The 23,366-nt window shown below is 49.2% G+C and carries 21 protein-coding genes and 1 pseudogene; 16 read left to right on the top strand and 6 right to left on the bottom strand.

From position 1 onward, the window contains the following. Nucleotides 1-20: 20 nt before the first annotated feature. Both asd and mscM read left to right on the top strand, forming a co-directional pair. Entirely contained in the window at nt 21-989 is a 969-nt protein-coding gene (gene asd / locus GNG29_RS02220; protein WP_103177959.1) for an archaetidylserine decarboxylase, read from the top strand. Nucleotides 990-1,006: 17 nt separating this feature from the next. Next, nucleotides 1,007-4,330, top strand: a complete 3,324-nt coding sequence (mscM, locus tag GNG29_RS02215) for a miniconductance mechanosensitive channel MscM (RefSeq protein WP_103177958.1) — start codon at nt 1,007-1,009, stop codon at nt 4,328-4,330. An 85-nt stretch (nt 4,331-4,415) separates the two neighbouring features. On the opposite strand, the gene epmA is transcribed toward mscM, so the two are convergent. After that, nucleotides 4,416-5,393: an elongation factor P--(R)-beta-lysine ligase gene (gene epmA, locus GNG29_RS02210; protein ID WP_103177957.1), complete on the bottom strand. Its 978-nt coding sequence runs from the start codon at nt 5,391-5,393 to the stop codon at nt 4,416-4,418. Between the two features lie 309 nt (nt 5,394-5,702). Here epmA and frdA point away from each other — a divergent pair, with 309 nt between their 5' ends. The 5 genes from frdA (at nt 5,703) to GNG29_RS02185 (ending at nt 9,614) form a co-directional block, all read left to right on the top strand. Continuing rightward, on the top strand, nt 5,703-7,493 hold the full coding sequence (gene frdA / locus GNG29_RS02205) for a fumarate reductase (quinol) flavoprotein subunit (protein WP_156653766.1): 1,791 nt from the start codon (nt 5,703-5,705) through the stop codon (nt 7,491-7,493). Beyond that, nucleotides 7,486-8,220 (top strand): succinate dehydrogenase/fumarate reductase iron-sulfur subunit, encoded by a 735-nt coding sequence (locus GNG29_RS02200; RefSeq protein WP_103177955.1) that lies wholly within the window; start codon nt 7,486-7,488, stop codon nt 8,218-8,220. Before frdA ends, GNG29_RS02200 begins: the two co-directional genes overlap by 8 nt. A gap of 10 nt (nt 8,221-8,230) precedes the next feature. Continuing rightward, nucleotides 8,231-8,626 carry a fumarate reductase subunit FrdC gene (gene frdC, locus GNG29_RS02195; RefSeq protein ID WP_103177954.1) on the top strand — a complete coding sequence of 132 codons (396 nt, stop codon included), beginning with the start codon at nt 8,231-8,233 and terminating at the stop codon, nt 8,624-8,626. Nucleotides 8,627-8,636: 10 nt separating this feature from the next. Continuing rightward, on the top strand, nt 8,637-8,996 hold the full coding sequence (frdD, locus tag GNG29_RS02190; protein ID WP_156653765.1) for a fumarate reductase subunit FrdD: 360 nt from the start codon (nt 8,637-8,639) through the stop codon (nt 8,994-8,996). A gap of 87 nt (nt 8,997-9,083) precedes the next feature. Next, nucleotides 9,084-9,614 carry a lipocalin family protein gene (locus tag GNG29_RS02185; RefSeq protein ID WP_103177952.1) on the top strand — a complete coding sequence of 177 codons (531 nt, stop codon included), beginning with the start codon at nt 9,084-9,086 and terminating at the stop codon, nt 9,612-9,614. Here GNG29_RS02185 and sugE read toward each other — a convergent pair. After that, on the bottom strand, nt 9,611-9,928 hold the full coding sequence (sugE, locus tag GNG29_RS02180; RefSeq protein WP_014882209.1) for a quaternary ammonium compound efflux SMR transporter SugE: 318 nt from the start codon (nt 9,926-9,928) through the stop codon (nt 9,611-9,613). The two genes, GNG29_RS02185 and sugE, sit on opposite strands and share 4 nt — an antisense overlap. A 271-nt stretch (nt 9,929-10,199) precedes the next feature. On the opposite strand from sugE, the gene GNG29_RS02175 reads away from it, so the two are divergent. Beyond that, nucleotides 10,200-10,787 carry a LuxR C-terminal-related transcriptional regulator gene (locus GNG29_RS02175; protein ID WP_103177951.1) on the top strand — a complete coding sequence of 196 codons (588 nt, stop codon included), beginning with the start codon at nt 10,200-10,202 and terminating at the stop codon, nt 10,785-10,787. 65 nt (nt 10,788-10,852) lie between these two features. On the opposite strand, the gene ecnB is transcribed toward GNG29_RS02175, so the two are convergent. The 3 genes from ecnB to efp all read right to left on the bottom strand — a co-directional run bounded on the left by ecnB (nt 10,853) and on the right by efp (nt 11,870). Then, nucleotides 10,853-10,999 (bottom strand): lipoprotein toxin entericidin B, encoded by a 147-nt coding sequence (gene ecnB / locus GNG29_RS02170; protein ID WP_114316097.1) that lies wholly within the window; start codon nt 10,997-10,999, stop codon nt 10,853-10,855. A gap of 106 nt (nt 11,000-11,105) precedes the next feature. Then, nucleotides 11,106-11,210 carry an entericidin A/B family lipoprotein gene (locus GNG29_RS02165; RefSeq protein WP_371816544.1) on the bottom strand — a complete coding sequence of 35 codons (105 nt, stop codon included), beginning with the start codon at nt 11,208-11,210 and terminating at the stop codon, nt 11,106-11,108. A 93-nt stretch (nt 11,211-11,303) separates the two neighbouring features. Continuing rightward, nucleotides 11,304-11,870 carry an elongation factor P gene (efp, locus tag GNG29_RS02160; protein ID WP_103177948.1) on the bottom strand — a complete coding sequence of 189 codons (567 nt, stop codon included), beginning with the start codon at nt 11,868-11,870 and terminating at the stop codon, nt 11,304-11,306. Nucleotides 11,871-11,910: 40 nt separating this feature from the next. Between efp and epmB the strand changes: the two genes are divergently transcribed. After that, complete coding sequence (gene epmB / locus GNG29_RS02155; protein ID WP_103177947.1) at nt 11,911-12,942, top strand: EF-P beta-lysylation protein EpmB; 1,032 nt, start codon at nt 11,911-11,913, stop codon at nt 12,940-12,942. Nucleotides 12,943-13,304: 362 nt separating this feature from the next. Here epmB and GNG29_RS02150 read toward each other — a convergent pair whose 3' ends face one another. After that, nucleotides 13,305-13,868, bottom strand: coding sequence for a winged helix-turn-helix domain-containing protein (locus GNG29_RS02150; protein ID WP_103177946.1), 564 nt, complete (start codon nt 13,866-13,868; stop codon nt 13,305-13,307). Nucleotides 13,869-14,353: 485 nt separating this feature from the next. Between GNG29_RS02150 and GNG29_RS02145 the strand changes: the two genes are divergently transcribed. The 7 genes and pseudogenes from GNG29_RS02145 to GNG29_RS02115 all read left to right on the top strand — a co-directional run bounded on the left by GNG29_RS02145 (nt 14,354) and on the right by GNG29_RS02115 (nt 23,349). Further along, nucleotides 14,354-14,923, top strand: coding sequence for a fimbrial protein (locus tag GNG29_RS02145; RefSeq protein ID WP_103177945.1), 570 nt, complete (start codon nt 14,354-14,356; stop codon nt 14,921-14,923). Nucleotides 14,924-14,979: 56 nt separating this feature from the next. Beyond that, nucleotides 14,980-15,666 (top strand): molecular chaperone, encoded by a 687-nt coding sequence (locus GNG29_RS02140; protein ID WP_103177944.1) that lies wholly within the window; start codon nt 14,980-14,982, stop codon nt 15,664-15,666. Between the two features lie 30 nt (nt 15,667-15,696). Next, a pseudogene (locus GNG29_RS02135) lies at nt 15,697-18,245 on the top strand (fimbria/pilus outer membrane usher protein). A gap of 73 nt (nt 18,246-18,318) precedes the next feature. Continuing rightward, nucleotides 18,319-19,284 carry a fimbrial protein gene (locus GNG29_RS02130; protein WP_156653764.1) on the top strand — a complete coding sequence of 322 codons (966 nt, stop codon included), beginning with the start codon at nt 18,319-18,321 and terminating at the stop codon, nt 19,282-19,284. Nucleotides 19,285-19,475: 191 nt separating this feature from the next. After that, nucleotides 19,476-19,841 (top strand): hypothetical protein, encoded by a 366-nt coding sequence (locus tag GNG29_RS02125; protein WP_103177942.1) that lies wholly within the window; start codon nt 19,476-19,478, stop codon nt 19,839-19,841. A gap of 105 nt (nt 19,842-19,946) precedes the next feature. After that, complete coding sequence (locus GNG29_RS02120; protein ID WP_156655429.1) at nt 19,947-21,233, top strand: HlyD family secretion protein; 1,287 nt, start codon at nt 19,947-19,949, stop codon at nt 21,231-21,233. Further along, complete coding sequence (locus GNG29_RS02115; RefSeq protein WP_103177940.1) at nt 21,226-23,349, top strand: peptidase domain-containing ABC transporter; 2,124 nt, start codon at nt 21,226-21,228, stop codon at nt 23,347-23,349. The genes GNG29_RS02120 and GNG29_RS02115 overlap by 8 nt, the downstream gene beginning before the upstream one ends. Nucleotides 23,350-23,366: the final 17 nt, after the last annotated feature.

Below are 23,366 nucleotides of genomic sequence, written 5' to 3'. Positions count from 1 at the left end.
ACAATGGCCTGGAGGCTACCTTGTTAAACTCATTTAAACTTTCGCTTCAATACATTCTGCCGAAACTGTGGCTCACTCGCCTGGCGGGCTGGGGCGCAAGCAAACGAGCGGGCTGGCTGACTAAGCTGGTAATCGATCTGTTCGTGAAATATTACAAGGTCGATATGCAGGAAGCGCAGAAGCCGGATACGGCAAGCTACCGCACCTTCAACGATTTCTTCGTCCGCCCACTGCGCGATGAAGTACGCCCCCTGAACACTGACCCGAACGTGCTGGTAATGCCTGCCGACGGCGTGATCAGCCAGTTGGGTGCTATCGAAAACGACAAAATTTTGCAGGCTAAAGGCCACAACTACAGCCTGGAAGCCCTGCTGGCCGGTAACTACCTGATGGCGGATCTGTTCCGCAACGGGACCTTTGCTACCACCTACCTGTCGCCACGCGACTACCACCGCGTGCATATGCCGTGCAACGGTATCCTGCGCGAGATGATCTACGTACCGGGCGATCTCTTCTCGGTTAACCACCTCACCGCGCAAAACGTACCGAACCTCTTTGCCCGTAACGAGCGCGTTATCTGCCTGTTCGACACCGAGTTTGGCCCAATGGCGCAAATTCTGGTGGGTGCGACCATTGTCGGCAGTATCGAAACGGTCTGGGCGGGCACCATTACGCCGCCGCGTGAAGGGGTCATCAAACGCTGGACGTGGCCTGCGGGCGAAAGCGAAGGTTCCGTAGCGCTGCTTAAAGGCCAGGAGATGGGCCGCTTCAAGCTCGGCTCCACCGTTATCAACCTGTTTGCGCCGGGTAAAGTGAAGCTGGTAGAGCAGCTTGAAAGCCTGTCCGTGACCAAGCTCGGCCAGCCGCTGGCGGTATCAACAGAGCCCTTCGTCACCACGGATGCAGAGCCTGCGCCGCTGCCAGCAGAAGAGATTGCCGCCGAACACGAAGCCAGCCCACTGGTCGACGATAAAAAAGACGTAAGCTAAGCAAAAGGTAAACTGACGTGCGCCTGATTATCACTTTTCTGATGGCCTGGTGCCTCAGTATGGGGGCCTACGCAGCGACAGCTCCCGATACCAAACAAATCACGCAAGAACTGGAGCAGGCAAAGGCGGCAAAACCCGCCCAGCCAGAAACCGTAGAGGTGCTCCAGGCTGCGCTGAACGCCCTTGAGGAGCGTAAAGGCTCCCTTGAGCGTGCCACGCAGTATCAGCAGGTTATCGATAATTTCCCCAAACTTTCGCAAACCCTCCGCGCACAGCTGAGCGATATCCGTGAAGAGCCACGTCAGGTGCCCGCGGGCTTAACCTCTGACGCGCTCAACCAGGAGATCCTGCAGGTCAGCAGCCAGCTACTGGAAAAAACCCGCCAGGCGCAGCAGGAGCAGGAGCGTGCCCGGGATATCGCCGACTCGCTGAATCAGCTGCCACAGCAGCAAACCGACGCCCGCCGCCAGCTCAATGAGGTTGAACGCCGGGCCGGGGCGCAAACCGGCAATACCCCCCTTAACCAGGCACAGAATCTCGGCATGCAGGCGGAGTCTGCCAGATTAAAAGCCCTGGTGGATGAACTGGAGCTGGCGCAACTCTCGGCTAACAACCGTCAGGAGCTGGCGCGTATGCGCTCTGAGCTGGCGAAAAAGCAGGGTGAGCAGCTGGACGCTTATCTTCAGGCGCTGCGCAATCAGCTGAACAGCCAGCGCCAGCGTGAAGCTGAGCGGGCGCTGGAAAGCACCGAGATGCTGGCGGAGAACAGCGAGAACCTACCCTCCGGCATCGTGGAGCAATTCAAAGTCAACCGGGAGCTTTCGGCCGCGCTTAACCAGCAGGCGCAGCGTATGGATCTGGTGGCCTCGCAGCAACGCCAGGCAACCAGTCAGACCCTGCAGGTGCGCCAGGCGCTGAATACCCTTCGCGAACAGTCCCAGTGGCTGGGTTCGTCGAATCTGCTGGGCGAGGCGCTGCGCGCTCAGGTTGCGCGTCTGCCCGAGATGCCAAAACCGCAGCAGCTGGATACCGAAATGGCACAGCTGCGCGTACAGCGACTGCGCTTTGAGGATCAACTGAATAAGCAGCCCCAGTTGCGCCAGATCCACCAGCCGGATGGCAAGCCGTTGACCGCCGAACAAAACCGGATTCTGGAAGCCCAGCTGAGAACCCAGCGCGAGCTGCTGAACTCTCTGTTGCAGGGCGGCGATACGCTGCTGCTTGAACTGACCAAACTGAAAGTGTCGAACAGCCAGCTGGAAGATGCGTTAAAAGAGGTCAACGAGGCGACCCACCGCTATCTGTTCTGGACCTCGGACGTGCGCCCCGTCTCCTTCTCCTGGCCGATTGATATTGTTCAGGACCTGCGCCGCTTAATTTCGCTGGATACCTTCAGCCAGCTTGGCAAAGCCAGCATTATGATGCTCACCAGCAAGGAGACGATTTTCCCGCTGCTGGGGGCGCTGATCCTGGTCGGATTCAGCATTTATTCGCGTCGCCACTTCACCCGCTTCCTTGACCGCTCCAGCGCCCGTGTAGGCAAGGTGACGCAGGATCATTTCTGGCTCACGCTGCGCACGGTTTTCTGGTCGATTCTGGTTGCCTCACCGCTGCCGGTGCTGTGGATGACCCTGGGTTATGGCCTGCGCGAAGCCTGGCCTTACCCGCTGGCGGTGGCGATAGGTTTCGGGGTAACGGCTACCGTGCCGCTGCTGTGGGTGGTGATGATCTGCGCCACCTTCGCGCGTCCGAATGGGCTGTTTGTCGCCCACTTTGGCTGGCCGCGTAATCGCGTGGCGCGGGCCATGCGCTACTATCTGATGAGCATTGGGCTTATCGTGCCGCTGATTATGGCGCTGATCATGTTTGATAACCTCAACGATCGGGAGTTTTCCGGCTCGCTGGGTCGCCTCTGCTTTATGCTGATTTGCGGTGCGCTGGCGGTGGTAACGCTGAGCCTGAAGAAGGCCGGGATCCCGCTCTATCTCGACAAAGAGGGTAGCGGCGATAACATGGTCAACCATATGCTGTGGAATCTGCTGCTCGGCGCCCCGCTGGCGGCGATCCTCGCGGCGGCCGTCGGCTATCTGGCCACCGCTCAGGCGCTGCTGGCGCGTCTTGAGACGTCGGTAGCGATCTGGTTCCTGCTGCTGGTGGTCTACCACGTGATCCGCCGCTGGATGCTGATCCAGCGCCGTCGCCTGGCCTTCGATCGGGCGAAAAACCGCCGGGCCGAAATCCTCGCCCAGCGTGCGCGCGGTGAAGAGGAGCCACCTCACATGCTCAGTACCGAGGGGGCAGTAGAGGTAGATGAAACCGAGCTGGATCTGGATGCCATCAGTACCCAGTCACTGCGGCTGGTACGATCCATCCTGATGCTGATCGCCCTGCTCTCCGTTATCTTCCTGTGGTCGGAAATTCATTCGGCGTTTGGCTTCCTGGAGAACATCACCCTCTGGGATGTAACCTCGACGGTACAGGGCGTGGAGAGTCTGGAGCCGATTACGCTCGGCGCAGTCCTGATTGCCATTCTGGTCTTCATCATCACCACCCAGCTGATCCGGAACTTCCCGGCGCTGCTGGAGCTGGCCCTGTTGCAGCATCTGGATTTGACCCCAGGAACCGGATACGCCATCACCACCATCACCAAATACCTGCTGATGCTCTTTGGCGGGCTGGTGGGCTTCTCGATGATCGGCATTGAGTGGTCGAAGTTGCAGTGGCTGGTGGCTGCGCTCGGGGTGGGGCTCGGGTTTGGTTTGCAGGAGATCTTCGCCAACTTTATCTCCGGCCTGATCATCCTGTTTGAAAAGCCGATTCGTATTGGCGATACCGTGACGATCCGCGATTTGACCGGGAGCATCACCAAAATCAACACCCGCGCTACCACCATCAGCGACTGGGACCGCAAAGAGATCATCGTGCCAAACAAGGCGTTTATCACCGAGCAGTTTATTAACTGGTCGCTGTCTGACTCTGTCACGCGTGTGGTCCTGACCGTGCCGGCACCGTCGGATGCCAACAGCGAAGAGGTAACGCAGATCCTCTACACGGCGGCCGAGCGCTGCTCGCTGGTGATCAGCACCCCGGAGCCGGAAGTGTTCCTGGTGGATTTACAGCAGGGGATCCAGATTTTCGAACTGCGTATTTACGCGGCGGAGATGGGCCATCGTATGCCGCTGCGTCATGAGATCCACCAGCTGATTCTGGCGGGCTTCCGTGAACACGGCATCGATATGCCGTTCCCACCGTTCCAGATGCGCCTGGAAACGCTGGATGGACGTAAGACGGGAAGAACCTTGACGTCGGCGGCGAAGCAGCGCCCGGCGGGGAGTTTGTAGTGCAAATGCCGGGTGGCGCTACGCTTACCCGGCCTACAAAATCCGTAGGCCCGTGCAAGCGCAGCGCCGCCGGGCAAACAACATCTCAGGCGCGATCTACCGTAAACGCAATCACATCACCCAGTTGCTCGGCGCCCAGCGCCAGCATCACCAGACGATCGACACCCAGCGCCACACCGGAGCAGTCCGGCAGGCCCGCTTTTAACGCACCCAGTAAGTTGTGGTCGATAGGCTGTTGCGGCAGGCCGCGTGCGGCACGCTTGCGGTTATCCTGTTCGAAACGCTGTTGCTGCTCCCGGGCATCGGTCAGCTCATGGAAACCATTCGCCAGTTCAATACCTTTAAAGTAAACCTCGAAGCGCTCCGCCACGCGGTGATCTTCCGTGCTGATTTGCGCCAGTGACGCCTGGCTTGCCGGGAAGTGATAGACGAAGGTCGGACGATCTTTGCCAATCTGCGGCTCAACACCAAAGGTAAAGAGCATCTGCAGCAGCGTGTCGCGATCTTCTTCGGTATCGGCAATATTGCTGAGATCCAGTTTCGCTGCCGCTTCACGCAGTTGCGTTTTGTCAGCCGAGAGCGGATCAATCTCCAGATGACGCTGGAAAGCCTGCTGATAAGAGAGCGTTTCGGCTTCCGGGCACTCCAGCACCTGTTGCAGTAGGTCGTCCACCTCGTTCATCAGGCGGTACATGTCATAGTGCGGACGGTACCACTCCAGCATGGTGAATTCCGGATTGTGATGACGCCCCATCTCTTCGTTGCGGAAACTGCGGCACAGTTGGTACACCGGGCCACACCCGGCTGCCAGCAGGCGTTTCATATGGTATTCCGGGCTGGTCATCAGATAGAGATTCATCCCCTGAGAGTGACCAGGGCCAACAAAACGGGTTTCAAACGGCACCAGATGAATATCCGTGACCGTCGCCTGACTCATGCAGGGCGTTTCCACCTCCAGCACTCCGCGGTCGGCAAAGAAGCGGCGGATCTCCGCCATAATTGCAGCGCGTTTTAACAGATTGGGGATGGATGCGCTCGGCTGCCAGGTGGCCGTTTCGCTCATGAGAATTTCTCCGATTTCAGACAAGGGGACGAAGTCTACTCGCAACCCAGGGCGGAGACAAATTTTGCCCAATGAATTTTAGGGTTTTCATAACCTCCAATAATTACGTGACGCAATTCATCAATTGCAGTGATAAATGAAGGGAAATAACCGCAAAAAAATCGAACACGTCAAATTTCCCTTCTTTCCCTGCGGCTATACTGCGTTACCCATAAAGGAGCAGTGGAATCGCCTTCGCATTTGCCCTCCTGGGCCCTGCACTACCCAAGGGTAGTCGTGATGCGAATATCAAAAATCTGGAGGAATGTCGTGCATACCTTTCAAGCCGATCTTGCCATTATAGGCGCTGGCGGAGCAGGATTACGCGCAGCGATAGCTGCAGCCCAGGCTAATCCGAACGCTAAAATCGCCCTGATTTCAAAAGTATATCCTATGCGCAGCCATACGGTTGCCGCCGAGGGGGGATCCGCCGCCGTCGCGCAGGATCATGACAGCTTTGATTATCACTTCCACGACACGGTGGCCGGCGGCGACTGGCTATGCGAGCAGGATGTCGTTGATTATTTCGTTCATCATTGTCCGACGGAAATGACCCAGCTTGAGCAGTGGGGTTGTCCGTGGAGCCGCCGGGATGACGGCAGCGTCAACGTGCGTCGCTTCGGCGGTATGAAAATTGAGCGTACCTGGTTTGCCGCCGATAAGACCGGCTTCCACATGCTCCACACCCTGTTCCAGACGTCACTCCAGTACCCCCAGATCCAGCGCTTCGACGAACATTTCGTCCTCGATATTCTGGTCGATGACGGCCAGGCTCGCGGCCTGGTGGCGATGAACATGATGGAAGGTACGCTGGTCCAGATCCGCGCCAATGCCGTGGTGATGGCGACCGGCGGGGCCGGGCGTGTCTACCGCTATAACACCAACGGTGGCATCGTGACCGGCGACGGGATGGGCATGGCGTTGCAGCACGGCGTTCCGCTGCGCGACATGGAGTTTGTACAGTATCACCCGACCGGCCTGCCGGGTTCCGGGATCCTGATGACCGAGGGCTGCCGCGGTGAAGGCGGTATTCTGGTCAATAAAAATGGCTATCGCTATCTGCAGGATTATGGCATGGGCCCGGAAACCCCGCTTGGCGAGCCGAAGAACAAATATATGGAGCTTGGCCCGCGCGATAAAGTCTCTCAGGCCTTCTGGCATGAGTGGCGCAAAGGCAACACCATCTCTACCCCGCGCGGGGATGTGGTCTACCTCGATCTGCGCCACCTGGGTGAGAAAAAACTGCTGGAACGTCTGCCGTTCATCTGCGAACTGTCCAAAGCCTATGTCGGCGTCGACCCGGTTAAAGATCCGATTCCTGTGCGTCCCACCGCACACTACACCATGGGCGGTATTGAAACCGATCAGCAGTGTGAAACCCGCATTCAGGGCCTGTTTGCAGTGGGCGAATGCTCCTCCGTTGGCCTGCACGGGGCTAACCGCCTGGGTTCAAACTCGCTGGCGGAACTGGTGGTGTTTGGCCGTCTGGCCGGGGAGCAGGCCGTTGCGCGCGCCGCTGCCGCTGGTGAGGCGAACGGCGCCGCGCTTGATGCGCAGGCAGCCGATGTCGAGCAGCGCCTGAAAAAACTGGTGAATCAGGAAGGCAGCGAAAACTGGGCGAAGATCCGCGATGAGATGGGACTCTCTATGGAAGAGGGCTGCGGGATTTACCGTACGCCGGAGCTGATGCAGAAAACCATCGATAAGCTGGCTGAGTTGCAGGAGCGCTTCAAACGCGTGCGGGTGACGGATACCTCCAGCGTCTTCAACACCGATCTGCTCTACACCATTGAGCTGGGCCACGGGCTGAATGTGGCCGAATGTATGGCGCACTCCGCCATGGCGCGTAAAGAGTCGCGCGGCGCGCATCAGCGTCTGGACGAAGGCTGCACCGAGCGTGACGACGTGAACTTCCTCAAGCACACCCTCGCTTATCGCGATGCGGACGGCACGACCCGTCTGGACTACAGCGACGTGAAAATCACCACGCTGCCACCGGCGAAACGCGTTTACGGGGCAGAAGCGGAAGCAGCCGATAAGAAGGAGACGGCGAATGGCTGAGATGCAAACCCTGAAAGTCGAAGTGGTGCGCTATAACCCGGAAGTGGATAGCGCCCCGCACAGTGCTTTCTATGAAGTGCCTTACGATGAACAGACCTCCCTGCTGGATGCGCTGGGCTACATCAAAGACAATCTGGCGCCGGACCTGAGCTATCGCTGGTCCTGCCGTATGGCCATTTGCGGCTCCTGCGGCATGATGGTCAACAAGGTGCCGAAGCTGGCCTGTAAAACCTTCCTGCGCGAATACCCGAAGGGCATGAAAGTCGAAGCTCTGGGGAACTTCCCGATTGAGCGCGATCTGGTGGTCGACATGACCCACTTTATCGAAAGCCTGGAAGCCATTAAGCCGTACATCATTGGTAACCCGCGCACGCCGGATCAAGGGCCGAACAAACAGACCCCGGCGCAGATGGCTAAGTACCACCAGTTCTCCGGCTGTATCAACTGCGGTCTGTGTTATGCCGCCTGCCCGCAGTTTGGCCTGAATCCGGAGTTTATCGGGCCAGCAGCCATTACCCTGGCGCACCGCTACAACGAAGACAGCCGCGATCACGGCAAGAAAGAACGTATGACGCAGCTGAACGGCCAGAACGGCGTATGGACCTGTACCTTTGTCGGCTACTGCTCGGAAGTCTGTCCGAAGCATGTCGATCCGGCCGCCGCGATCCAACAGGGTAAGGTGGAAAGTTCGAAAGACTTTCTTATTGCCACCCTGAAACCACGCTAAGGAGTGCATGATGACGACTAAACGCAAAGCCTATGTACGGCCGATGCCGTCCACCTGGTGGAAAAATCTGCCGTTTTATCGCTTCTATATGCTGCGTGAAGGCACGGCAGTACCGGCGGTGTGGTTCAGTATTGAGTTGATGTACGGCCTGTTTGCCCTTAAACACGGTCCGGAAAGCTGGGCCGGTTTCGTCGGATTCCTGCAGAATCCGATTGTGGTGATCCTCAATATCATCGTACTGGCGGCGGCGCTGTTGCATACCAAAACCTGGTTTGAACTGGCGCCAAAAGCAGCAAATATTATCGTGAAAAACGAAAAACTTGGGCCAGAGCCAGTCATTAAAGGACTCTGGGTGGTGACTGCGGTGGTAACCGTGGTGATTCTTGGCGTAGCCCTGTTCTGGTAAGGAGAGCACCGTGATTAATCCAAATCCAAAACGCTCTGATGAACCCCTCTTCTGGGGGCTTTTTGGCGCAGGCGGCATGTGGTGCGCCATTATCGCGCCAGTCATTGTTCTGCTGGTGGGCATTATGCTGCCGCTGGGGCTCTATCCTGGCGATGCGCTGAGCTACGAGCGGGTGCTGGCCTTTGCCCACAGCTTTATTGGTCGGGTATTCATCTTCCTGATGATTGTTCTGCCGCTGTGGTGCGGTTTGCACCGTATCCATCACGCCATGCATGACCTGAAGATCCACGTGCCTAACGGTAAATGGGTGTTCTACGGTCTGGCGGCTATTCTGAGCGTCGTCACGCTGGTTGCCGTCGTCTTTATGTGATCTCTCCCCCGCTCTCCCGCCTGCCGGTGGGAGAGCAAAATTCCTGACAGGTTCTACACTTAACAAAAATCCTGTAAGGATATTCCTATGCGCATCCTGCCTGTCATCGCCGCAGTTACCGTTGCGTTTCTGGTTGTTGCCTGTAGCTCCCCTACCCCACCCCGGGGCGTGACGGTCGTTCGTCCTTTTGAAGTCCAGCGATTCCTTGGTACCTGGTATGAAATTGCCCGCTTTGACCACCGTTTTGAACGTGGACTGGAAAAAGTGACGGCGAATTACAGCCTGATGCAAGACGGGGGAATTCAGGTGATCAACCGGGGCTACAATCCTGCACGCGGCATGTGGCAGAAGGTGACGGGCAAGGCGTACTTTACCGGCGCGTCTGATACCGCAGCGCTGAAAGTCTCCTTCATAGGCCCCTTTTATGGCGGCTATAACGTGATTGCGCTGGATAAAGATTACCGGCATGCGCTAGTGTGCGGGCCAGATCGTGACTACCTGTGGATCCTCTCCCGCACACCGACGATTTCAGATGAGGTGAAACAAGCGTTACTGAATTCCGCAACGCGTCAGGGATTTGATGTCAGTAAGTTTATCTGGGTTGAGCAGACCCATTAATGGGTGCTGAGCTTCAGCCCGATAATACCGGCAACAATCAATGCGAGACTGGCGATACGCGCCAGGCTCGCAGACTCGCCCAGCAGTAAAATCCCGGTAATGGCCGCCCCTACCGCACCGATCCCCGTCCATACGGCATAAGCCGTTCCCACAGGCAGCGAACGCATGGCCCAGGAGAGCAGCACGATACTCACAATCATGGCGGAGACGGTAATTACGCTGGGGGTGAGACGCGTAAAGCCGTGGGTATATTTCAGGCCGATGGCCCATACGACTTCGAGTAAACCGGCAATAAAAAGGATGATCCAGGACATATTAGGCTCCTTAACTTAAATAACAGTCTGGGGCCGTCCCCGATGAAAGAAACGCTTACAGGTCGTCCTGTAAGGGATAGGAATTTCCTATTGTGAAGAGCTTGAATTCTTTTTTCAACTCGTTTGTTTTATTCAATAGTTGAGACATTAAAGCCAGGAAATAGACGCAATTCGCAGCGAAATTCAGTCATTTATTACTCATCCGACTTCTTTATGATGGGGCACTTCCTGATAGCAGGAAGCGACCATACTTTGCCGATTGCGATATAAAATGTTCAAAATTCTCTTGATTGACCGGTGTCATTACACCCGTAAGGGCCTGGAAATGTGGATCAATCATTCAGGGCTGTTTCCTTCACCCGTGTTGGTGACGGGCCTTAACAATCTCTATCTTGCCAGAGAGCATATCCTGCAGTGGAAACCGGCGCTGGTTATCGCCGATTTTCAAGGCTTTACGTCAGACATTCAGCATATCCAACAGCTCTCTTCGGTGATGAACGCCAGTGAAACGATACCTTTCATTTCGCTTCATTCCGATGAACACCCTGAAATGTCAGCCTTTTTGGATACCTTTCCTTTGTGGGCATCGTTGCCTAAAACGGCCCCGCTGGACGTACTGGCACAGACGATTAATAAGGCGTTGGCCGCCCAAGAAGTCAGTGAGCCTGGGCCCGTTGCGACGCCATTATTGACGCGCCAGGAGGAGAAGGTGTTAATGCTATGGATGGAGGGTGCCAGCAACCACATCATTGCCAGCAAACTGAGGATTCATGGAAAAACGGTTTATACCTACAAGCGCAATATTCGCATGAAATTGCACATGGATACACGGTACTCGCCGTTTCTGTCACTGCCCTGAGCGGTAAACTGAGGGTACGGCGATTCGATATTCAGCACCGTACCGCCCAAAATTACGCCTGCGCTTTAGTTCTGTGCTTTAGTTGCTGCGCCAGAAATCGCGTTGCCGCCAGAGGAGATATCCTCACCGACACCGCGAGTGGTGTTACAGGCGGTTAAAACTGATGAAAGCACCAGGACAGAAAAGATCGCTACACATGTTTTCTTAAGCATAATGTCTTCCTTTTTTAGGCAAAGTTATTGTGTACAGCAACATAAGCATAGCCAGGATCCCGACGAGTGACGGAAAAGGAAGAATTTTTAGGAAAAGTAGAAAGTATCAGGAGGCGGCGTGCGAAATAGCGTTACCCAGGCTTTTGATATCTTCCCCAACACCACGGGCGGTGTTGCAGCCGGAAAGCAGAGCGCTGGCAATCATTGTCATCAGGATAATTTTGAGTGTACGCGACATCTTCCATGACCCTTCTTTAGAATGGTAAGGCGCAGCAGAGTGCTGCGCCCAACATCCCGAAATGAATTACTTCACGCGAGAAACGTATTCACCAGAGCGAGTGTCAACTTTGATCACTTCGCCAGTCTGGACGAACAGTGGAACTTTAACCACAGCACCGGTAGAGAGTTTAGCTGGCTTGCCGCCAGTACCTGCGGTGTCACCCTTCAGACCTGGATCGGTTTCAACGATTTCCAGCTCAACGAAGTTTGGTGGGGTCACAGCGATAGGCTGGCCGTTCCACAGCGTCACGATGCACTCAGCCTGATCCAGCAGCCATTTAGCGCTGTCACCGACGGCTTTCTCATCAGCAGAGAGCTGTTCGAAAGTAGAGTTATTCATGAAGTGATAGAATTCACCGTCGTTGTACAGGTAGGTGAGGGTCATATCGACAACGTCTGCGCCTTCGGCAGAGTCGGTAGACTTGAAGGTTTTCTCGATACGGGTACCGGTCAGCAGGCGGCGCAGCTTAACGCGTGCGAATGCCTGACCTTTACCTGGTTTAACGAATTCGCTGGCTTCAACCGCGTACGGTTCGCCATCCATCATGATTTTAAGACCGGCACGAAAATCGTTGCTATAGTAAGTCGCCATAAGGCCCTCTGAAATTGTTAACTGGTAGCTAAGCCACAAAATGGCGCATATTGTAACCCTAAACACCCCATCCAGAGAAGATTGGTTATTGCAACTTGCCGATGTAATCACCAGTCCTGATGAACTACTCCGTCTTTTGAATGTAGACGCTGACGAAAAACTCCTTGCCGGGCGTGACGCAAAACGTCTGTTTGCGCTGCGTGTTCCCCGCGCTTTTGTTGCGCGAATGGAAAAGGGCAATCCTGATGATCCTCTCTTAAAACAGGTGCTGACCGCGCAGGATGAGTTTATCGCCGCCCCCGGCTTCAGCACCGATCCCCTTGAAGAGCAGAACAGCGTGGTGCCCGGTTTACTGCACAAGTACCGTAATCGCGCACTGTTACTGGTTAAGGGCGGCTGCGCGGTAAATTGCCGGTACTGTTTCCGTCGCCACTTCCCCTATGCCGATAACCAGGGGAACAAGCGTAACTGGCAGACGGCGCTTGATTACATCGCCGCTCATCCGGAGCTGGATGAGATCATCTTTTCTGGCGGTGACCCACTGATGGCGAAAGATCATGAGCTGGAGTGGTTAATTACGCAGCTGGAAGCGATCCCGCACATCAAGCGGCTACGCATTCACAGCCGTTTACCCATTGTGATCCCGGCACGTATTACCGATGAGCTGACTCACCGGCTGGCGCGTTCTTCGCTGCAAATCTTGCTGGTCAACCATATCAACCATGCCAACGAGATTGACGATACGTTTCGGGCTGCAATGGCAAAACTGCGACGTGCTGGCGTGACATTACTCAATCAAAGCGTTCTCCTGCGTGGTGTGAATAACAGTGCGGCAACGCTGGCCGACCTGAGTAATGCCCTGTTTGATGCCGGGGTAATGCCCTATTACATCCATGTACTGGATAAGGTGCAGGGTGCGGCGCACTTTATGGTCGATGATGAAGAAGCGCGCGCCATAATGCGTGAATTGTTAACCCTGGTGTCCGGTTATATGGTGCCTAAGCTGGCGCGTGAGATTGGGGGGGAGCCCAGTAAGACGCCGCTGGATTTGGGCCTGAAGCAGCGTTCCTGAGCCTTCTTTCGGCCGTAACAAATACCGGTAGCCCCCTATCTCCTTTCAGAAGTATGGGGGCTGGCTGAATATTATTAAAAAGGACCCATCATATGAAACAGTGGGCAATATCCGTTGATGCTATCTTCACTTCAGCAAAAAAGTTTATGAAAGGTTCGGAATTGGGGTTTGCACTAATAGGCAATAGTAAGAAAGTGCACTCCCACAACCTGCAGCCTCAAACGTAACACCATCCGACGCACGCTCCACCCCGTTAAAAAGCGGGATCTCATGCTTTGGGTTTTTAAAAAAGTCACATTAACACTTGGGATAAATAATAAAAAAGATCCTCACAAGCTTCTATAAAATCATTCCCCCTTCATTTAAATGAAAAATATTATTATATTAGCTACTGTCATAAACCCCATTAATACAAGTGTTAAAAATGACAGTTTTACTGAAAGCTTTGATATATTATATGAATAACCCTCCATTTTTTTCTTTGGTAATCCCGTTTGTATTGCTAGCAACTGACTTTTATTTACATCCTGAATAATTCTCTTATGAAGAATTTGATCCCCAGAACTTGCCTTCTCGTCTGGAGGAAGCATTTTGATTACCGTTCCTTCAGAAATAACAAAACCACGTCTTCTTACCGTTATAATTATTTCGTTATTGAGCCCGGCTCTGATTAAAGATTTCCTGAGGAGTGAAATGTTTTGGTAAAACGTATTTTCTGAAACCACCACTCCTCTCGCATTCCAAACCTCATCCAAAAATTTCTCACGCGAAATCACTTTTCCGGAACTATCAAGTAATAGCTGCAAACATCGCGCTGTAGGCGCATTTAAGGTCACCGTAACACCATTATCCGTTAATGACTGAAGTTCACTCTTATTCACATTAAATATAACTTTATCATTTATCATGTAAGAATTGAATAACATAAAGAATCTCCCTACCCTTTATTTATGCAAAATAACAATACATCACCAAAAACCATAAACATGAACCATGATAGATGCATAACTCTTTGAAAAAGGATACTTTAAACACCAGGTGCATGTGCTTTGGCTTATATGAATGAAGATTATCACATCCAGATAAAAATGATAATTCTGATTTCACATTAACCATCTCCTTCTTCACCTTGGCTAAACACAATATGAATCACCATTGCGAAAGTAAAATGATGAAACATTCACATGCTTTTTTTGGAGAGAACATTTTTAATTTATGTAGCTTCCACCGGGCAACAGTATACGTGTTTCGAACACGATTTGTGCTTTATGGAATGGCAAGCAAGTAACTATAGTGTCAACCACGTTAGTATTAATAAAAATTGTTATTAGTATTAGTTATTATCTTAATAACGATAACCGTAAGGCTGGCAACTATTTAGGACCCTAGTACTTTTAAATGGATTAAACAAATGAAAAAAACAATCGTAGCTGTAATGGTTGCTGCTTCTGCAGTTGTAAGCGCACAGGCTCTGGCAATTAACAATGCAGAAGTGACTGTTCTTGGTGAAGTTTCTGACTCCTCTACTTCTTGCGTCGTGACTCCGACTGGTACCCTGAACAACGGTATTGTTCGTCTGGCTACTGTCACCACAAGTGAAGCAAATGGACAGGCAGCAAATACTCTGTTTAAAGCACAGAAGTTCGGTTTTGAAGTTAAAGACTGTGCTCTGGGCAGCTCGAATGCTTCCAACGTAAATGGCCTGACCGTTGCCGTAACCGGTACTACCAGTTCAAGCGCTGACATCCTGGACAATATTGCAGAAAACGGCGCTGCTGGTATCGGCATTGGTATTCAGAAGGTTAGCGATGGTTCCCGCGTATCCTTCGATGGTAATGTTATGAATGAATCTTACACGGCTGGTAAAGTGACCTATTTGAACTATACCACCGGTTATGTAAAAGTTAACTCAACAACTTCTGTCACTGAAGGTCCGGTTAAAGGTGTAGCAACCTTTACTATCGATTACACCACCAAGTAATATCCTTTTAGAGCTTGGGCGTATGCGCTCAGGCTCTCTCTGTTTGAGAAATCCGTATGCTCAGAACTATTCTATTTATCGTTAACCTGGCGTGCACATTATTAGTAAGTAATCTCGCTCATGCTGGCATTGTAATTGAGTCAACTCGCTATCTTTACAAAGAAGGTTCGCGTGAAATCACCGCACAAATTGAAAACAAAGATGACATGCCTTATTTAATTAAATCATGGGTTGAGACTCCGGCAGGGAAATCACCTTCATTTCTAGCCACTCCTCCGTTGTTTCGTCTGGAAGCTAAACAGCAAAATACGGTACGTCTTTTTGCTACAACTAAAGTTGATGCACCAGATGACCGCGAATCTTTATTCTTTTTCAACGTGATGGCGATTCCCCCTTCTGATAATACCTATGCTAATAATAACACCATTCAGCTTGCAGTTCGTCATCGTATGCGCCTCATTTATCGGCCGAAATCAATAAATAGTTTATCGCCGAACACTGAAGCAAAAAAACTGGAATGGCGTAAGTCCGGTAAAACCATAACGCTTAAGAATCCTACTCCATTTTTTTACTACTTTAATATGGTTAAGCTTGGAAATACAGATATAAACCTTGATGTGAGAACAATATCGCCATTCTCGACTAAGAAAATTGATATTAAAGACATCAATGCATCCAGTATTAGCTGGAAGATAGTAAATGATTATGGCGGAGCAGGATCTTTATACTCTTCACCTTTGTGATAGATGTTAGCAATAAAAAGGCATGTGTCTATGAAAAATAAAAATAAAGGGCTATTAAAGTTATCAACTCTGTGTTTGGCAATGCTTTGTGCGTTGTACCACGAATTAAACAATAAGGCATATGCACGCGATTTCTTTGATCCCGCATTTATTAACTCTGCAAATAATGGCAGTCCCTTAGATATTCCAGATTTATCAGTTTTTCAGAACAGACATGCCCAGGCACCAGGGGAGTACCGTGTAGATATCATCTTTAATGGTCGTTACCTTGAGACAAAAAGCATTAATTTTGTTATTGACAGCAATGCCAACGCTAATGACGACCAACTTAAACTTGCCCCTTGTTTAAGCCTGGAGATGTTATCCAGGTATGGCGTCAAAGTGAGTTCATTTTCCGCTTTACAGGAAAATAAGCAAGGGTGCGCCAACCTTAATGTAATTCCTGATACTGAAACCGTATTCGACTTTGCAACACAGCGGCTTAATATTTCGATCCCCCAGGCTGCGATGTCTACAACCGCTCAGGGATATATACCTCCAGAGCAATTTGATGACGGCATCAATGCGCTGCTGGTGAATTATCAGTTCAGCGGTTCAGAGGATCTTGAGTCCAAGGATGAATATTATAGCCTGAACCTACAGTCCGGGCTGAATGTAGGGGCATGGCGTATCCGCAATCTCAGTACCTGGAATAAAACCCGTAGTGATGAGGGAGCCTGGGATTCTGCCTATCTTTATATGCAACGCAGTATCCGTTCACTTAACAGTAATCTGGTAATCGGGGAAAGCTCTTCACTGTCTAACATTTTTGATAGCGTTCCCTTTACAGGCCTGCAATTAGCGACAGATACCAGCATGCTACCAGAAAGTATGCGTGGTTATGCGCCGATCGTACGCGGTATCGCAAAAACCAATGCCCGTGTGGTGATTAAACAGAACGGCTACCAGGTGTATCAGACTTACGTCGCACCTGGAGCTTTCGAGATTACCGACATGTACCCCAGCGGTGGTAGCGGCGATCTCTATGTCACTGTCGAAGAATCCGATGGTACAACACAAAACTTTGTCGTGCCATTTGCGACGCTCCCGCTGATGCTTCGTGAAAAACAAGTTGAGTATGAAATTACCTCAGGTAAATACCGTCCCTACGATAACAGTGTTGATGAAACACCGTTTACCCAAGCCACGGCCAGCTATGGGGCGACCAGTAGTACAACAGTTTATGGGGGAACCCAGTTCTCTTCACATTACCAGTCCATTTCAGCAGGCCTTGGTTATAATCTTGGCGATCTCGGTGCCATCTCTGTGGATGTTATCCAGGCATGGTCAAAAAAACGCGACCAGGAAAAAACATCCGGGCAATCTTGGCGGGTACGCTACGGTAAAAACATTATTGAAACAGGGACTAACATTACCATTGCGGGTTATCGTACTCTACAAAAGGTTTCAATACATTAACTGATGTGCTGGATACCTATTCTAATGACGGTAGCTACTCAGCTGGCCGCGCACTGCGCAACAGAACAAATTTGACAGTAAACCAAAACTTAGGAAAAGGCCTGGGAAGTTTATCAATCAGCGGACTTATTGAAGATTATTGGGATAATAAGCGCACCAACAAATCGATAAGCATCGGCTATAACGGTGGCTGGAACAGCATTACTTATTATCTCGGTTACAGTTATAACCGCTATACCTGGAATGGCAACAGTTCAGGCAAAGATGCTCAGGACGACCAGCGGGTAAATCTGACAGTAACTGTTCCTCTGAGTAACTGGCTGCCTGGCACCTATACCAGCTATCAGTTAACCAACAGTAATCCCGGCTCAACTGATCAATCTGTCGCTATCGGTGGTATCGGGCTCGAAAATGATAGCCTGGAGTGGAGTATTCAGCAGGGGTACAGCAACCGAGAGGATTACTATAGCGGCGATATGCGCGCAACCTATAACGGCTCACGAGGTAGTATTAACGCGGGTTATAGCTATAATCGTAATAGTCAGCGTATTGATTATGGTGCCAGCGGAAGCGTTATTGCCCATGCTGATGGCCTCACTTTTGGTCAGGATATAACCGACGCTGCAGTTCTGGTAAAAGCACCTGGGTTAAATGATGTAAAACTGACTAACGATGCCACCATTTCTACAGATTATCGCGGCTATGCAATTGTTCCATATGTAACGCCTTACCGCCGGACTGATATTACGCTGGATAGCTCAACGTTGGCTGATAATATGGAATTACCGGAAACAACTCAAACGGTGGTACCCACCCGCGGAGCTATAGTGCGCACAAATTATTCAGGAAAAATTGGGCAGCGTGCTTTTATCCATCTTAAAACAAATGATGGTAAAAACGTTCCTTTTGGTGCCATTGCATTGTTGTTAAATGATATTAGCAAGCAAACTAACATAGTGGGTGATGCTGGCATGGTTTACTTTTCTGGCCTTAAGCAAACCGGTATTCTCGATGTCAAGTGGGGAGAAAGCACCGCTCAGCAATGCCGTGCATCATTTGATTTATCGGCAAGGGAAGAGGGTGTCAGTGGAGTTAATCAAATTGATGCCATATGCCGCTAATGACTTTCAAGGGAGTTGAATTTATGAAGAAAGTATTATTTTTTTGGGAATTATATTTTGTTATAGCGATGCTATGGCAAAGTGTACTTATGACGGCAGCAGCAAATTATTAACCCTTTCCATATCGCCTAAAATAGCGACCGACCCATCTATTCCGGTTGGTTCGGTATTATTCAGCAAGAAATTTGGTACTGGACATTATAAAACTTTCTCGTGTAGTAAGGTCTTGGGTGATCAGTATATAATTTCATCTACCGCCCCTGAAGTGCCGGGCGTTACTGGATTACAAGGGAAGCCCGTATATGCGACCGGTATTGACGGCATCGGTTTTCAGGTTTCAGATATTTTAGCCAGCAAAAATGGTTCGGTAAAACCTGCAGTTGTGGGATCAACGATAGTACCGATCGAAAAGTCTAATAATGATTATGAATTTATAACGATTTGGTTGATAAAAACCAAATCTGTTATTGACATATCTGGAACAAGTGCTGATGCATCAATCAATTTCTCTGTTGGCAATTTAGTCACTAACCCAAAACCTGCAGAGAGGACTTTAGTCAACGCAAATGTTAAAATCAGTAATATCACTTTTAAAGATAGCTCATGTGATATATCAGTTGCAGGCTCAAGTCAGGTAACACTAAATAGAATTGAAAAAAATACACTTCTATCAGTATCAAGAGGAGGAATAACTCCGGCTCAAAAAACGATTACTATGAATATACTTTGTCCAGCAAACGCGCTGGGTAACAAAGTAACCTATTGGTTCAACCCCATAACAGGAACCAGCGCATATGGTGATGGCATCATTGATAATATGTTAACTGGTGCCAATGCAGCAAGTAATGTAGGCATTATTTTCAAAAAAGATAACAAACCAATCGTTTTTTATGATATGGATAAATACTATATTAATAATGTAACAACATCTCAATCCTTTGCCTTTACAGCAGACTATTATAGATCGAGCAGCAATATCAACGAAATCACCACAGGAAATGTAAAAGCTATACTAGAAGTTGTCATTCAAGAAGAGTAAACAGATCCAAAATTAAAAAAAAGAGATTGTGAAAATCTCTTTTTTTTTAGAAAACAAACGACCATTTAATTATATCTTAATATTTAATTTAGTTGCTCAACCTCATAGTAAAAGTTATATTTTCAGCAGGTCAGTTATTAGTGAATGGCCTAAAAGAAATATATTTTGACATACCACTTAAAGGATTAAACATGCAAAATTTAACTACATTTGAAATGGAAGCTATCTCTGGTGGCTATTCCTGGGATTTTTCTTCTCTCGGCTCAGCAATTACCAGTGTTGTGAGCAACGGTTTTGAAGCGGTTGCCTCCGGTTTAATTACTGGAGCAGCATTTGCTATGTATGGCTCAATCATTGGCGGCTCCCAGGGCGGTAACGGCGGTGGTCTGCTTGGCGTTGGCGCAGCTGGTCAGGGTGTTGGGATGATTTGGGGTCTGGTAGTCGGTGCCATTGGCGGCGCTATTTATGGCGCCATGGGCGGTTGGGATTTTGCTTTAGAGCAATCTTCTGCGGGCGCTAACGGTTTCTTTAGTGGAACCTTCGCTCCATGGAGCTAATGTATAACCGAATGGTTATATAAAAAAATAGTATAAATCCTTTTATACTTAAATAAGGCCTGATAATTCAGGCCTTTATTACTAAAGCAGAAATAAGTGGTAGTTATGCTGAGAAAAATTTATCGCAGGGAAGCGATTGAATATAAAAAAAATCACTGGAAAGGAAAGGCATTACTATTAGCAGGAATGCCAGCCTGGATAGTCACTCTACTGGCTTTTACTTTTATTGCTGTACTTGTTTTGTCACTTATTTTTTGCTCCTTTACCCAACGTATTGATGTTCGAGGTGAAGTTATCACTCTCCCTCACTCTGTTAACGTCTTTGCTCCTCAGCAAGGTTTTGTTGTTAATCAGTATGTCAAAGTGGGCGAAATTGTAAATAAAGGACAGCCGCTTTATAAACTGGACATTTCGCGTAGCACCATTAATGGTAACGTAAATACTGCGCAGATCGAAGTTATTGATCAAAAAATAGCGAATGCGGAAAATATAATTAGCAAACTTTCGCATAACAAATCAGAAACATTGCGTGCCATCGAAAAACAAATTGCAACTATAAAAGATTCACTGGAAGAAACTAGCCGCATGTTGATAAACACTCAGGCAGGGTTAAATAAAATGCATACTAACCTGGCCAGCTACGATAAGTATCTTAAAGATGGATTGATTACAAAAGACCAATATAACTATCAACATTCGTTATACTTTCAGCAACAAAGCGCTTATCAGTCTCTTGTTAGTCAAAAAATGCAGCTTGAAACTCAGCTTACACAAGCGAACAGTGATAAAGTTACTAAAGCGGCCGACTTTGACAATCAAATTTCTGGCCAGAACAATCAAATAAATGATTTTAAAAACCAATTAGTAGAGTCAAATGCAAATGGCAATATTATTATCAAAGCAACAATCGATGGTAAAATAGAATCTTTGGCCGTTACTAAAGGCCAGATGGTTGAAAATGGCAGCAGTCTTGCGCAAATTAAACCGACAGGAAACATTGAATATTACCTAATAATTTGGTTGCCAAATAACGCAATCCCCTACATTAAGAAAGGGGATATTATTAATATACGCTACGATGCATTCCCGGCGGATAAGTTTGGTCAGTTCCCTGGTGAAGTTCTTACGCTTTCATCAGTTCCTGCCTCGAGACAGGAGATGGCTGAATATACCAACGTAAGTAATGGTTCTAACCAGCAAGATTTAGCGCTTTATAAAGCCATTATAAAAATTAAAAATAAAGAATTTAATTATAATGGGAAAGTACTTACGCTTTCAAATGGTTTGAAGGCGCAGGCTGTGGTTTTCCTGGAGGAACGTCCTCTTTATATGTGGATGTTTACCCCTTTCTATAAAATTATGCAAAGCGTGAGCGGGCCGATTGATGAATAAAGAGATTTTTAAAACGATTATAAATAAACTTAACTTTTCAATCCGTCATAAAACACCCGTTATTTTACAGTCAGAGGCATCAGAATGCGGGATTGCCTGCCTGGCTATGATTTGCGGCTTCTACGGACTCAATATTGATCTATTTAATTTCCGCCACCGTTACGGCAGTCCTTCTCAGGGCGTAACACTAATGTCTCTGAGTAAAACAGCTGAGCATACTGGACTGAAAAGCCGGGCGCTTTCTCTCGATCTCGATGAAATAAAACAACTAAAGCTCCCCTGCATTATCCACTGGGGTATGAACCATTACGTTGTACTGACTAAAGTGCGTAAGAATAGCTTCATAGTGCATGATCCTGCTTTGGGCAAAAGAATTATTGGCATTCAGGAGATGTCCAACAACTTCACTGGCGTTGCGTTGGAGCTTTGGCCGGACAAAAATTTCCAGCAAGAGCATGCTAAGTCTCGTCTACGCCTGCTGGATCTTATGCGTAATATTGTAGGCTTGAAATCCGTCCTGCTAAAAATCTTCGCTTTTTCGGTAGTGGTTGAAGCTATCAGTTTATTATTACCGATTGGAACACAGCTGGTCACTGACCATGTTATTATGGCGCACGATCAGAGCTTACTGTCAGTTATCTGTATTGGTCTGGTGTTCTTTACTCTATTCCGCATGTTTATCAGCATGCTTCGGGCATGGACTTCATTGACGCTGAATACCCTCACCAATATTCAGTGGAAAACAACGCTCTTTGATCATCTGGCGAGTTTACCGTTATCCTTTTTTGAAAAACGGCATTTAGGTGACATTCAGTCTCGTTTCTCATCGCTGGATACTATTCGTGCAACTTTTACTAATAGTATTGTGACAGGCATTATCGACACAATAATGACCATTGGCCTGTTGGTGATGTTAACGCTTTATGGCGGCTGGCTGGTTTGGGTGGTTGTAGGTTTCACATTGTGCTATGCCATTATGCGATTCGCTACCTATAGTTTCTATCGTCGAGTTTCTGAAGAGCAGGTTATAAAGGGTGCTCGCTCCAGTTCACACTTCATGGAGTCACTATATGGTATTTCGACTATCAAGGCATTGAATTTAAAAGACCGTCGTTCACAGCACTGGTTGAACATTAATATCGATGCTTGTAATGCTGGTATAAAACAGACTCGTTTCGACATGATGTTTGGCGGTATCAATACTTTAATTACCTCTATCGATCAGGTTGCAGTGCTTTGGCTTGGCGCTATTATGGTGATTGAAAATAATATGACGCTCGGTATGTTTATGGCATTTAATGCCTATCGTGGGCAATTCTCCCAGCGAGCATCCAGTTTGGTCGATCTGGTCATGCAGTTGCGTATGCTGTCATTACATAATGAGCGTCTTTCTGAGATAGTTTTTAGTGAACCAGAAAAAGAGTTGCCTTCGCGGCGTATCTTTACAGAAAATTCCGGCGTTAAGTTAGAGGTAAAAAACCTTAGCTATCAGTACGATCCGTTCTCACAGCCAATTTTCTCAAATTTAAATATCATCGTCGAACCCGGTGAATCAGTGGCTCTGGTTGGCCCTTCCGGCGTGGGAAAAACTACGCTGTTAAAAGTTATGTGTGGCCTGCTGTCTCCGACAACTGGTGATGTTCTGGCGGACAACCTCGATATTCAGAAAATTGGGCTTAATAATTTTCGCCAGGGAACGGCCTGCGTACTCCAGGAAGACAGACTATTCTCAGGATCGCTTATTGAAAATATCAGCGGTTTTGAAGATAACGCAGATATGGATTTTGTTATCGAATGCGCACGTCGCTGTAACATCCATGACGAAATAATGAAAATGCCGATGGGATATGAAACCATTGTGGGTGAGCTTGGCTTAGGTATTTCTGGCGGCCAAAAGCAACGTATTTTGATAGCACGTGCACTTTATCGTAAGCCCAGCATTTTATTTATGGATGAAGCAACCAGCCATCTCGACCTTAAAAACGAATCTGCTATTAACCAGTCTATATCTGGTTTAAGTATTACCCGAATTATTGTTGCTCATCGGCCGTCCACTATTGCTTCAGCCGATCGCATTATTGATTTATCGCAACCCAATACACTAATTTCAGCGTAACAGCACACAAGGAGAGT

The organism is Leclercia sp. Colony189, assembly GCF_009740165.1.
Taxonomy (GTDB): domain Bacteria; phylum Pseudomonadota; class Gammaproteobacteria; order Enterobacterales; family Enterobacteriaceae; genus Enterobacter.
The sequence above is the reverse complement of the archived record's forward strand: the minus strand, read 5'-3'. Positions and strand labels throughout refer to the sequence as shown.